This is a genomic window from Micromonospora yasonensis, from assembly GCF_026013475.1.
GTDB classification, from domain to species: Bacteria; Actinomycetota; Actinomycetes; order Mycobacteriales; family Micromonosporaceae; genus Micromonospora; species Micromonospora yasonensis.
This window is the reverse complement of the sequence record NZ_JAPDPH010000074.1, coordinates 17730-29123: the sequence shown is the minus strand read 5'-3', so window position 1 is coordinate 29123 and position 11394 is coordinate 17730. Positions and strand designations below refer to the sequence as shown.

The window sequence follows — 11394 nt, the reverse complement described above, 5'->3', positions numbered from 1 at the left end:
AGCTGATGCCGGTGCACGAGTTCGTGCACGACCACCGCCTGGCCGACCATCGGCAGCGGGTACGGCGGGGGCCCTGGCCTCGGGGGCTCCCCGGGCCTCGGTGGCTCCCCCGGGCTCGGCGGCGGTGGCGGCGGCCTCAGCGGCGGTGGTGTCGGCGCGGCCGGCGGCATCGGCGTGGGCGGCATCCCGGGCATGGTCGGCGGGGGCAACGGCAAAGTGCCGCCGATGACCAGCGCGGCCAGCGCGCTGCGCAACGCGACCGGCGCCGGTGCCGGCGCGAACGGCCTCCGCGGCGGCATGATGGGCGGCGGCATGATGGGCGGTCACGGCGGCGCCGGGCACGGCGGCACCGGCACCGAGCACTCGTCGTGGTTGACTGAGGACGACGATCCGTGGGGCACCGGTGACGCCGCGTCCCCGGGCATCCTGCGATGAGGACGGACGGATGAGGTTCAACGTCGGCGCGCTCCGGCCGGTGGCGGCCGGCCTGGTGGCCGGGCTCATGGTGCTGGGGGCCGCCCAACCGGCGGCCGCGGCACCCCGCCGGGCCGAGCAGTGGTACCTGGACGAACTTCGCATCGACCAGGCGCACAAGCTCGCCACCGGCCGGGGCGTGCTGGTCGCGGTGGTGGACACCGGAGTCGATGGCACCCACCCGGACATCGCCGGCCGGCTCGTCCCGGGCGGTCGCACCGACGGCCGGAGCGGCGACGGCCGGACCGACCCGGACGGCCACGGCACCCACATGGCCGGCATCATCGCCGCCACCGACGCGGCCCGGGACGGGGTGGTGGGCATCGCCCCGGCCGCGAAGATCCTGCCGGTCGGCATCAACGCCACCAAGCGGGGCGGCATCACCGCCGAAGCGTCCGCCGCCGGCATCCGGTTGGCCGCCGACCGCGGGGCCAAGGTGATCAACCTGTCCTACACCACCATGGGTGTCGCCTCGGATGACGTGCGGCAGGCGATCCGGTACGCCCTGGACCGGGACGCCGTGGTGGTGGCCGGGGCCGGCAACACCGCGCTGGGCCACGACCAGGTCGGCATCCCGGCCAACATCCCCGGCGTGATCGCGGTGACCGGCACCACCCGGGGCGGCGCCTTCTGGCCCGGCTCCGTGCAGGGCCCGGAGGCGGTGGTCTCCGCGCCGGCCGACAGCATCTACAACATTGGCCCCGACCACGGCTACGGCTGGGGCGACGGCACCTCGGACGCCACCGCGATCGTCTCCGGCATCGCGGCGCTGGTCCGGTCGAAGTACCCGAACCTCGACGCGCCGAACGTGATCAACCGGATCATCCGTACCGCCCGGGACGCCGGCCCGCCCGGCCGGGACCCGCAGTACGGCTTCGGTCGGATCGACGCGCTCGCCGCGCTGGGCGCGAACGTGCCGTCGGTCTCGGCGAACCCGCTGCTGGACGCGAAGGCGGCCAGCCCGGCCCCGCCCCAGGCGGGCGAGGACGACAACTTCGACGTGACCCAGTACGGCGACCGGGGCGGCCCCACCGACCAGCAGGTCATGGTGATCGGCATCGGCATCGCCGTGGTGCTGGTGATCCTGCTGGGGCTGGTGTTCTTCCTCGTCTGGAACCGGCGCCGGTACCGCCGCGAGGCGGCCCGGGCGGCCGACATCCCGGACGAGGTGCTCGACCGGATGGCCGCCGAGGGACACCCGCCGGTCCCGGCCGGCTACGGCCCGCCGGGCGCGCCCGGTGTCCAGGGCGGCTACGGCCCGCCCGGCCCGGCCCCGGGCCATCCGCCACCGGGCGCGCCGCCCGGGCCGGGCGGTTACGCCCCGCCCCCCGGCTACGCGCCTCCGCCCGGGACGTACCCGCCGGGCGGGAACCGGTCCTGATCGTCGTGGCCGGCCGGGTGACCTGCGCGTCACCGGCCGGCCACCGCCGCCTCCGGGTGGGTGGGAACGACCCCGCCGACCGGTTTCGACCGGCTTTCCCGGCCGCCGCGACGGCCCCGGGTGGGTACCGCCCGGGGCGTTGCGCCAGGATGGGGCGGACACGCACGTAGCACCCGAGGAGTTCACGATCGCCAGAAAGCCTCAACCCGAGGGCGGCCAGGCACCGGTCGTCCAGCGGGTCCGGATCCGGTACGCCAAGCGTGGACCGCTGCGGTTCACCTCGCACCGGGACTTCGCCCGGGCCTTCGAGCGTGCGCTGCGCCGGGCCGGCGTACCGATCGCCTTCTCCCAGGGTTTCACCCCGCACCCCAAGATCTCGTACGCCTCCGCGGCGCCGACCGGCGTCGCCAGCGAGGCCGAGTACCTGGAGATCGGCCTGCGCGAGCCGGTCGACCCGGAGCAGCTGCGGCAGGCCCTGGACGCCGCCCTCTCGCCCGGGCTCGACGTGCTCGATGTGGTGGAGGCCACCAGCGGCAGCCTCGCCGACCGGATCGAGGCGTCCCGGTGGCGGATCGAGCTGCCCGAGGTCGACCCGCGCCTGGCCGAGCAGGCGGTGGGCGCGTTCCGGGCCGCCGAGGAAATCCCGGTCGAGCGGATGACCAAGCAGGGGCGCCGGACGTTCGACGCCCGTGCCGCCGTCATCGCCATCGATGTGGCGCCTCCGTCGGAGACGCCTTCCGGGGTGACGGCCGTACCGTGTGCGATACTCGAACTGGTCGTGCGGCAGGTCACCCCGTCCGTACGGCCCGATGACGTCCTTTCCGGCCTCCGCGTGGTGGCCGCCCTGGAGCCGCCGGTCGCCCCGCGGGTGATCCGGCTGGCGCAGGGCACGCTGACCGCGCAGGGCGAGATCGTTGATCCGTTGGATGCGGATCGCGACGGGGCAGCCATCGGAGAGCACTGACCGACGGTCAGCGCTCTGGCAGGCAGACTTCGGCGGTCGCGCGCCTGCGCGCCCGGCGGAAACACCCTTTTGCGGCGACCCTGCGTGGCAGCGCTCACCCGCGCCCGGGGCAGCCAGAACTGGAGAACGTCCATGCTCGAGAACGAGCCCGAGGGCGGCGAACGGACCGGCGCAGAACCGGCCGAGGCAACCGCCACCAGCAGCACCGAGAGCACGCCCGAGGCGAAGAAGCCGGTCCGCAAGCGGACCAGCCGGCGCAAGACCGCCCCGCTCAACCAGCCGGAGCAGACCGACGCGCCGGTCGAGGCGCCCGCCGACGCCGGCGCCGCCACCGCCGAGCCGCCTCAGGCCGAGGTGTTCGCCCCGGTCGCCGGTGAGTTGGAGGCGGCGCCGAAGAGCACCCGGCGCCGCCGCAAGGCCACTCCCGCCAAGGCGGCCGAGGAGCCGGCGGCCGCCACCGGCGTGACGGCGGCCTCCGAGGAGGTCGTGCCACCGGTCAAGGTGACCCGTACCAGGCGGCGGAAGGCCACCCCGCCGCCGGCCGAGGCCCCGATCGAGGAATCCGCGACCGAGGCGCCGGCCGAGGCCGCCGTCGAGCCGCCGGCGGAAGCCGAGCCGCACGCCGAAGCCGAGCCGCAGGCGGACGTCGAGCCGGAGGCCGTCGCCGCGCCGGTCGTGGAAGAGGCCGTCTCGCCGGCCGAGGAGACCGAGGACGAGGACGCCGTCGGCGAGGACGCCGTGGACGAGCCGACGCCGGCCGAGGTCACCCTGGCTCGGGCCGGTGGGCCGGAGGACCGGACCGGGGAGATCGCCCCGGGGGCCGCCGTGCCGCCGCCGGTCGCGGAGCCCACCCCGACCCGCCGTCGCCGGGCCGCGCTCTCCGCGCCGACCGTCCTGTTCATGGCCCCGCAGGCCGAGGAGATGCCGAGCGTCCGGGTCACCTATCCGGCCGCCGCGGAGGAGCCTGCCGAGGAGCCGGTGGAGACCGGCCGGCGCCGTCGGCGGGCCCGCCGCGAGGCGGAGCCGGTCGAGGTCGAGGTCGAGGTCGACGAGGAGCCGGCCGTCGAGGCCGAGGAGATCGCCGAGGCGGAGGAGGACGAGGAGGAGACGGCCGCCGGCCGTCGCCGTCGTCGTCGCGGCCGCCGGGGCCGGGGCCGGGGCAAGGGCGGCGCTGAGGAGATCGAGGACGAGGAGGCCGAGGAGGCCGTCCGGGCCGAGGCCGCCGACGCCGAGGCCGAGGAGGCCGAGGCCGAGGAGGCCGCCGAGGAGGAGGAGACGGAGGGCGACGGGATGACCCGCCGCCGGCGCCGTCGCCGCCGCCGGGGCGCCGGGGACGTGGAGGCCGCCGCCGAGGACGGGGTGCCCACGGTCGTCAAGATCCGCGAGCCGCGCCGGCCCGTCGACGAGGTGCAGGGCGTCTCGGGCTCGACCCGGCTGGAGGCCAAGCGGCAGCGCCGCCGGGACGGCCGGGAGCAGCGGCGTACCCGGCCGCCGATCCTGAGCGAGTCGGAGTTCCTGGCCCGCCGCGAGGCGGTCGACCGGGTGATGGCCGTCCGCCAGCGCGGCGACCGGACCCAGATCGCCGTCCTCGAGGACGGGGTGCTGGTCGAGCACTACGTCACCCGCAACTCGTCCGGCACCATGGCCGGCAACGTCTACCTGGGCAGGGTGCAGAACGTCCTGCCCAGCATGGAGGCGGCCTTCGTCGACATCGGGCGCGGACGCAACGCCGTGCTCTACGCCGGCGAGGTCAACTGGGACACCACCGGCCTGGAGGGCCGGGCCCGCTCGATCGAGCAGGCGCTCAAGTCCGGCGACTCGGTGCTGGTGCAGGTCACCAAGGACCCGATCGGGCACAAGGGCGCCCGGCTGACCAGCCACATCGCGCTCTCCGGCCGGCACCTCGTGTACGTGCCGCACGGCAACGCCTCGGGCATCAGCCGCAAGCTGCCGGACACCGAGCGCAAGCGGCTGCGCGACGTCCTCAAGAAGCTGGTGCCGGACGGCGCCGGGGTGATCGTCCGGACCGCCGCCGAGGGCGCCAGCGAGGACGAGTTGGCCCGGGACGTCAAGCGGCTCCAGGCGCAGTGGGAGGACATCCAGGCCAAGGCGGCCGAGGGCGGTGCCCCGGTGCTCCTCTACGAGGAGCCCGACCTGGTCATCCGGGTGGTCCGGGACCTGTTCAACGAGGATTTTCGCGAGCTGGTCATCGAGGGCGAGCAGGCGTACGACATGGTCGAGTCGTACCTGTCGCACGTCTCGCCGGACCTGGTCGCCCGGCTGCGCCGGCACGCCGGCACCACCGACGTCTTCTCCGAATACCGGATCGACGAGCAGATCCTCAAGGGGCTGGACCGCAAGGTCTTCCTCCCCTCCGGCGGGTCGCTGGTGATCGACCGGACCGAGGCGATGACCGTCATCGACGTCAACACCGGCAAGTACACCGGCTCCGGGGGCAACCTGGAGGAGACGGTCACCCGGAACAACCTGGAGGCGGCCGAGGAGATCGTGCGCCAGCTCCGGCTGCGCGACCTCGGCGGCATCGTGGTGATCGACTTCATCGACATGGTGCTGGAGTCGAACCGGGAGCTGGTGCTGCGCCGGCTCACCGAGTGCCTCGGCCGGGACCGCACCAAGCACCAGGTCACCGAGATCACCTCGCTGGGCCTGGTGCAGATGACCCGCAAGCGGATCGGCGCGGGCCTGCTGGATGCGTTCAGCGAGACCTGCGAGTGCTGCAAGGGTCGCGGCGTGATCATCCACACCGAGCCGGTGCCGGAGAAGCCGCGCACCGCGGGCGGCGCGGGGGAGAGGGTCAAGGCGGTCGCCTCGGCCGTCACCACCCCGGCCGTCGAGGAGAAGGGCCGCCGCCGGGGCCGCAAGGCCGCCCCGGAGAAGCCCGCCCCGGAGGCCGCGCCGGAGCAGCCGGCCGCCGAGGCCGCCCCGGAGCGGGCCGTCGCCGAGGTGGTGGAGACCCCGGACGACTACTACGACCCCCAGGGCTACGACCTCTCCCGGTACGAGACCGAGACGCCGGCCGCCCCGGCGGTCGCCGACAGCCAGGAGGGCGACTCGGCCCGGCTGGCCGCCGCGGACGACCCGGACGCGATCGGCGACGGGGAGAGCGAGGAGGAGGCCGTCGAGACCGGCGCCGGCCGGCGGCGTTCCCGGCGGGGTGGCGCGCGGCGGCGTACCCGCCCGTGAGGCGCTGACCGGCACGACGTTTGACCGGGCCCCTTCCTCGGCAACAGAGTCCGCAGGGAGGGGCCCTGTCGTACCCGTCGACCCCTGCGCCCGCGCCAGGCAGGCCGGCTCCGCCGCGGTGCAGACGTACGTCCAGAAGCTGGCCGAGATGCTGCGGGTGAACGCGGCCCGCGACCGGAAGACCGGGGAGGCCGCCCGCCGGGACGCGGAGGCCGCCCTGGCCGGCTGGCGGGACGCGCTGCGGGAGCAGTCCGCGCGGGCGACCGACCCGCGGTTGCGTACCCTGTTGGCCGACCTGGCCACCGAGGTGGGCGGGCTCGGCACGGACGTGCAGGCGATCGACGAGACCGGGTTCGACGGGCTCCAGCGTCGCCTCGACGAGCTCTGCCCGGCCTGATCGGCGGCCCGGTTTGGGCAGCGGGCCTGGTATGGCGTACGCTAGCCTGCGGCGCACTTTGGTGTGCCGAGTTCCCGCGTGCCCGCGCCGCCGGTGTCACGGCTCCCGGCGAGACGCCGTGGGAACGACCGCCAGCAGCCTCAACGACAGGGAGTCCGCCTCCGATGTACGCGATCGTCAAGACCGGCGGCAAGCAGTACAAGGTCGCCGAGGGCGACGTGATCGAGGTCGAGAAGCTCGCCGGTGCACCCGGCGACGCGGTGAAGCTCACCGCGGTGCTCCTCGTCGACGGTGACGACCTGGTGACCGACGCGGCGAAGCTTGCCACGGTCTCGGTGTCCGGCGAGATCGCCGCGCACACCAAGGGCCCGAAGATCCGGATCCACAAGTTCAAGAACAAGACCGGCTACCACAAGCGCCAGGGTCACCGCCAGCCGCTGACCCAGGTCAAGGTGACCGGCATCTCCAGCGGGAAGTAGGTCGTCCTCCAATGGCTCACAAAAAGGGTGCGTCCAGCTCGCGTAACGGTCGCGACTCCGCGGCCCAGCGGCTCGGCGTGAAGCGCTTCGGTGGTCAGGTCGTCAGCGCGGGTGAGATCCTCATCCGTCAGCGTGGCACCAAGTTCCACCCCGGTGACCTGGTCGGCCGCGGCGGCGACGACACGCTCTTCGCGCTGGCCGCCGGTGCGGTCCAGTTCGGCACCAAGCGCGGTCGCAAGACCGTGAGCATCGTGCCGCAGCAGTAGTTCGAAGGCGAAGCGGGCCGCGGACCTCGTGTCCCGGCCCGCTTCGTCTTTTCTCGTGCGGGGGCGATCCCCGCTGGAAGGATTGGCGTCGTGACGACGTTCGTTGACCGGGTCGTCCTGCACATGCTGGCCGGCGACGGCGGGCACGGCTGTGTCTCCATCCACCGGGAGAAGTTCAAGCCGTTCGGCGGTCCGGACGGCGGTAACGGTGGGCACGGCGGCAGCGTGTCGCTGGTGGTCGACCCGCAGGTGACCACGCTGCTCGACTTCCACTTCCGCCCGCACCTGAAGGCCGAGAACGGCAAGGGCGGCGCCGGCTCGAACCGGGACGGGGCCAACGGCCACGACCTGGTGATCAAGGTGCCGAACGGCACCGTGGTGCAGAGCCTCGACGGCGAGGTGCTGGCCGATCTGGTCGGCGCGGGCACCACCTTCGAGGCGGCCCGCGGCGGTCGGGGCGGTCGGGGCAACGCCTCGTTGGCCAGCGCCCGGCGCAAGGCGCCCGGCTTCGCCGAGCTCGGTGAGCCCGGTGACCGGCTGGACGTCGTGCTGGAGCTGAAGAGCGTCGCCGACGTCGGCCTGGTCGGCTTCCCGTCCGCCGGCAAGTCGTCGCTGATCTCGGTCATCTCCGCCGCCAAGCCGAAGATCGCCGACTACCCGTTCACCACCCTGGTGCCGAACCTGGGTGTGGTCCGGGTGGACAACCACACCTTCACGGTCGCCGACGTGCCGGGGCTGATCCCGGGCGCGGCCACCGGCAAGGGCCTGGGCCTGGAGTTTCTCCGTCACGTCGAGCGCTGCGCCGTGTTGGTGCACGTGGTCGACACCGCGACGCTGGAGCCGGGCCGGGACCCCCTCGCGGACATCGACACCATCGAGGCGGAGCTGACCGAGTACGGCGGTCTCGCCGACCGGCCCCGCCTCGTCGCGCTCAACAAGATCGACGTGCCGGACGGGCGGGACCTCGCCGAGATCGTCCGGCCCGACCTGGAGGCGCGCGGTTTCCGGGTGTTCGAGGTCTCGACGGCCACCCGGGAAGGGCTCAAGGAGCTGACGTACGCGATGGCGGAGCTGGTCGAGCAGGCGCGCAGCGCGGCGCCGCCGGCCGAGCCGACCCGGATCGTGATCCGCCCGAAGGCGGTCGACGACGCCGGCTTCACCATCGAGGCCGAGGACGACGGCTCGTACACGGTCCGGGGTAACCGCCCGGAGCGCTGGGTCAAGCAGACCAACTTCGACAACGACGAGGCCGTCGGTTACCTGGCCGACCGGCTGGCCCGGCTGGGCGTCGAGGAGAAGCTGGCCAAGGCCGGCGCCCAGGCCGGCGACCTGGTCCGGATCGGCGACCGGGAGTTCGACTGGCAACCGACGCTCTACGCCGGCGTCGACTTCACCCCGAGCGTCCGTGGCGCCGACATCCGGCTGGAGGAGAAGCCGGCCCGCGTGTCGGCGGCCGAGCGGCTGGCGGCTCGCAAGGCCCGCCGGCAGCGCCCCGCCGACGAGGTCGAGGCGGCGGCGCAGGAGGCGGACGACGACGAGGACTGGGAGTAGTCCCTTTCCATCCGTGATCGGGTCGTTGGCCGGAAACCTCCGCGAAATCCGGCCGACCTACCGTGACGGAATGCTGATCGAAGCCCGCCCCGCCACCGACCCCGAGCTCGCCGCCCTGGTCACCGCGCAGCAGCGCGAGCTGCGCGAGGCCGACGGCGGCCTGGAGGATCAGGCGACGGTCACCCACGACGACATCCGCTACCTGGTCGCGGTCGAGGGCGGGCGGGCCGTCGCCTGCGGCGGGATCCAGGCCCTCGACGCCGACACGGGCGAGCTGAAGCGGATGTACGTGCGGCCGGCGTACCGGGGGCGGGGCATCGCCCGGCACCTGCTGGCCGCGCTGGAGGAGCTGGCCTTCCGGCAGGGGTACAGCACCGTGTGCCTGGAGACCGGCACGTACCTGCCGGCCGCCATCGGCCTCTACCGGTCCTGCGGCTACCAGCCCATCCCGGTCTACGGCGAGTACGTCGACAACCCGTACAGCGTGTGCTTCGCCAAGCGCCTGCCGGTGGCCGCCTGACGGCGGACGCGCCGCGCGGGCTCAGGCGCCGGTCTCGGCGTGCGCGGCGGTGACCGGCTTCGACTCCGGGCTGGCGTGCTGCCGCAGCACGATGCTCAGCAGGATCAGCACCCCGACGGCGAGGAACTCGCTCTGCCAGTTCTGCATGGACTGGAACCAGAAGTCGCTGGTGCCGAGGAACTGGATGGCGCTGATCGGCGGGGCCCCGCTCTGCAGCGCCTGCCCCTCGTTGTACTCGACCACGCCGCCGAGCAGGTGGCCGAGGAACGAGCCGGCGAAGATCAGCAGCAGCGCGATCGACAGGCTGTTGCGGTACACCAGCAGCGGCAGCCCGCCGACCCGGACCGGCCAGGGGGAGTCCGGGGTGGCCCGGCGCGCGTCGTCGTCGGGGCGGTCGGCCTGCCCCTCGGGCTTGGACTCCGCCGACCCCTGCTGCACCAGGTACGCGGTGAGCAGCACATAGCCGCCCATCTGGAGGAACTCCGACTCCCAGTTCTCGAAGACCGCCTCGGCGAAGTGCCCGCTGCCCAGGTACGCCCACCAGCTCAGCGGGGGCGCTCCGTACTGGGCCAGCTCCTCGTTGTGCACCTGCCAGCCGAACACGCTCTGCAACGACAGGAAGATCAGGAACGCGCCGAGCATCGCGACCGTCAGCGCGTTCTCCCGCAACAATCGCGGCATCATCGGACCTCCTCGTCAGGGTCACTCCCCGTGGATGGTCCTCCGGTGCCCGCCGCGGTGTTCGCGCAAACTCCCGTCCCGGGTGGCCGAGCCGGCACCACTTCGCCGGGTGGGCCAGGTCACGATCGGCCGGGCGGGGTGTCCAGCCGGCCGCCGGTGCCCGCCGCGTTGTTGAACAGCAGGCCGATGACGAGCATGCCGAAGCCGAGGAAGAGGTGCAGCCAGTTGTCGGCGTCGTTGAACGGTACGAAGTTCGCCACGCTCTCCCGGTCCACGCCGAAGCCGTACAGCCAGATGACGAGATAGACGGCGCCGCCGCCGGCCAGGAACAGCCGCGCGCCGGCCACCTGGCGGGCCAGCCCCAGCCCGACCAGGCCGAAGACCAGGTGCAGCAGGTTGTGCAGGATCGACACCTGGAACAGGCCGAACAGCTTCGTCTTCGAGTGGTGGCCGGCGAACGCCAGCTCGCCGTAGTGGGCGGTGACGCCGGGGAGGAACCCGAGCACGCCGATCAGTACGAAGGCAGCAGCCACCACGAGGGCGACCCCCTGGATCGCCGCACGGGACCGGGCCGGAGCGCGTCCGCGCACGTCACGTGCCATCGCTGTCACCTCCGTGGATCAGCCGCCCGCCCGGGCCGGGCAGACCCTCCATTCTGTGATCGGGGCGGGGCGCCTCCGCAGAGAAATGACGAATCAGGCATGGACCCGACGACCGGGTGACTCACGATCTCTCACCCACGCCGACCAGGCCCGCCAGGTCGGCTCGGAGGCCGCAGACGCCGGCGGCGCGGTCGCCCAGACCGCCAAGGAGCAGGGCAAGGAGGTTGTCGGCGAGGCGCAGCGGCAGGCCCGCAATCTCTACGGCAAGGCCCGCGACCAGCTGACCTCCCAGACCAGCCAGCAGCAGCAGCGCGCCGCGAGCGGGCTCCGCTCGCTGGCCGACGAGATGCGCGCGATGGCGCGGAACGGCGGCGGCTCCGGCCCGGTCACCGAGCTGGCCCACCAGGCCGCCGACCGGGTGCACGGGGTGGCCGGCTGGCTGGAGCGGCGCGAGCCGGGCGACCTCCTCGACGAGGTGAAGAACTACGCCCGGCGCAACCCGGGCACCTTCCTGGTCGGCGCCGCGCTGCTCGGCGTGGTCGCCGGCAGGCTCACCCGGAACGTCGTCGCCGCCGACGGCACCGGCCAGCGGGCGTACGACCCGGAGCGGACCGCGGTCATCCCGACCGCCCCGGCCGTCCCGGACCAGATTCCGCCGGTTGGCTACCTCGACCCGACCCCCGGCAGCTACGCCGAACCGGACCCGGGCTACTCGGGTCAGGGCGCGGCCTACCCGGATCGCGGCACGGTCGGCGGCTACGCCGACCCGGTCGGCGGCACCGGCCGTCCGCTGCCCCCGGCGGAGCGGACCGACCCGCTGCCGGGCGTCCCGTCCAGCGGCGTGACCCGTCCGTGAGCGCCCGATCCGGCAGAAG

At 73.9% G+C, this 11394-nt stretch carries 12 protein-coding genes; 10 read left to right on the top strand and 2 right to left on the bottom strand.

Annotated features, from left to right (window positions below):
* The first annotated feature begins 225 nt into the window (after positions 1–225).
* The 9 genes from ONA70_RS17210 (at position 226) to ONA70_RS17170 (ending at position 9236) form a co-directional block, all read left to right on the top strand.
* The gene (locus tag ONA70_RS17210) at positions 226–435 is read left to right on the top strand and encodes a hypothetical protein (RefSeq protein WP_265007450.1); all 210 of its coding nucleotides are present in this window, start codon (positions 226–228) and stop codon (positions 433–435) included.
* 10 nt (positions 436–445) lie between these two features.
* Complete coding sequence (mycP, locus tag ONA70_RS17205) at positions 446–1855, top strand: type VII secretion-associated serine protease mycosin (protein ID WP_265007449.1); 1410 nt, start codon at positions 446–448, stop codon at positions 1853–1855.
* Between the two features lie 244 nt (positions 1856–2099).
* Complete coding sequence (locus ONA70_RS17200; RefSeq protein ID WP_265007453.1) at positions 2100–2819, top strand: TIGR03936 family radical SAM-associated protein; 720 nt, start codon at positions 2100–2102, stop codon at positions 2817–2819.
* Between the two features lie 132 nt (positions 2820–2951).
* A complete protein-coding gene (locus ONA70_RS17195) occupies positions 2952–6023 on the top strand; it encodes an Rne/Rng family ribonuclease (protein WP_265007448.1) in 3072 nt (1023 codons plus the stop codon).
* A gap of 118 nt (positions 6024–6141) precedes the next feature.
* The gene (locus ONA70_RS17190; protein ID WP_265007447.1) at positions 6142–6420 is read left to right on the top strand and encodes a hypothetical protein; all 279 of its coding nucleotides are present in this window, start codon (positions 6142–6144) and stop codon (positions 6418–6420) included.
* Between the two features lie 164 nt (positions 6421–6584).
* Positions 6585–6899: a 50S ribosomal protein L21 gene (gene rplU, locus ONA70_RS17185; protein WP_265007446.1), complete on the top strand. Its 315-nt coding sequence runs from the start codon at positions 6585–6587 to the stop codon at positions 6897–6899.
* 11 nt (positions 6900–6910) lie between these two features.
* On the top strand, positions 6911–7165 hold the full coding sequence (gene rpmA, locus ONA70_RS17180; protein ID WP_088975624.1) for a 50S ribosomal protein L27: 255 nt from the start codon (positions 6911–6913) through the stop codon (positions 7163–7165).
* Between the two features lie 90 nt (positions 7166–7255).
* Positions 7256–8716 carry a GTPase ObgE gene (gene obgE / locus ONA70_RS17175; RefSeq protein ID WP_265007445.1) on the top strand — a complete coding sequence of 487 codons (1461 nt, stop codon included), beginning with the start codon at positions 7256–7258 and terminating at the stop codon, positions 8714–8716.
* Positions 8717–8786: 70 nt separating this feature from the next.
* The gene (locus ONA70_RS17170; protein ID WP_265007444.1) at positions 8787–9236 is read left to right on the top strand and encodes a GNAT family N-acetyltransferase; all 450 of its coding nucleotides are present in this window, start codon (positions 8787–8789) and stop codon (positions 9234–9236) included.
* A 21-nt stretch (positions 9237–9257) separates the two neighbouring features.
* Here ONA70_RS17170 and ONA70_RS17165 read toward each other — a convergent pair whose 3' ends face one another.
* Both ONA70_RS17165 and ONA70_RS17160 read right to left on the bottom strand, forming a co-directional pair.
* On the bottom strand, positions 9258–9920 hold the full coding sequence (locus ONA70_RS17165) for a DUF6766 family protein (RefSeq protein WP_265007443.1): 663 nt from the start codon (positions 9918–9920) through the stop codon (positions 9258–9260).
* A 116-nt stretch (positions 9921–10036) separates the two neighbouring features.
* Positions 10037–10519 carry a DUF4383 domain-containing protein gene (locus ONA70_RS17160; protein ID WP_265007442.1) on the bottom strand — a complete coding sequence of 161 codons (483 nt, stop codon included), beginning with the start codon at positions 10517–10519 and terminating at the stop codon, positions 10037–10039.
* 85 nt (positions 10520–10604) lie between these two features.
* On the opposite strand from ONA70_RS17160, the gene ONA70_RS17155 reads away from it, so the two are divergent.
* Entirely contained in the window at positions 10605–11375 is a 771-nt protein-coding gene (locus ONA70_RS17155) for a hypothetical protein (protein ID WP_265007441.1), read from the top strand.
* Positions 11376–11394: the final 19 nt, after the last annotated feature.

Excerpts from the sequence above, each read along its gene's own strand:
- ONA70_RS17155 (WP_265007441.1), top strand. The coding sequence starts at position 10,605 with ATGACGAATCAGGCATGGACCCGACGACCGGGTGACTCACGATCTCTC.
- rplU (WP_265007446.1), top strand. The coding sequence starts at position 6,585 with ATGTACGCGATCGTCAAGACCGGCGGCAAGCAGTACAAGGTCGCCGAG.
- ONA70_RS17170 (WP_265007444.1), top strand. The coding sequence starts at position 8,787 with ATGCTGATCGAAGCCCGCCCCGCCACCGACCCCGAGCTCGCCGCCCTG.
- rpmA (WP_088975624.1), top strand. The coding sequence starts at position 6,911 with ATGGCTCACAAAAAGGGTGCGTCCAGCTCGCGTAACGGTCGCGACTCC.
- ONA70_RS17165 (WP_265007443.1), bottom strand. The coding sequence starts at position 9,920 with ATGATGCCGCGATTGTTGCGGGAGAACGCGCTGACGGTCGCGATGCTC.
- mycP (WP_265007449.1), top strand. The coding sequence starts at position 446 with ATGAGGTTCAACGTCGGCGCGCTCCGGCCGGTGGCGGCCGGCCTGGTG.
- ONA70_RS17160 (WP_265007442.1), bottom strand. The coding sequence starts at position 10,519 with ATGGCACGTGACGTGCGCGGACGCGCTCCGGCCCGGTCCCGTGCGGCG.
- ONA70_RS17210 (WP_265007450.1), top strand. The coding sequence starts at position 226 with ATGACCAGCGCGGCCAGCGCGCTGCGCAACGCGACCGGCGCCGGTGCC.
- ONA70_RS17195 (WP_265007448.1), top strand. The coding sequence starts at position 2,952 with ATGCTCGAGAACGAGCCCGAGGGCGGCGAACGGACCGGCGCAGAACCG.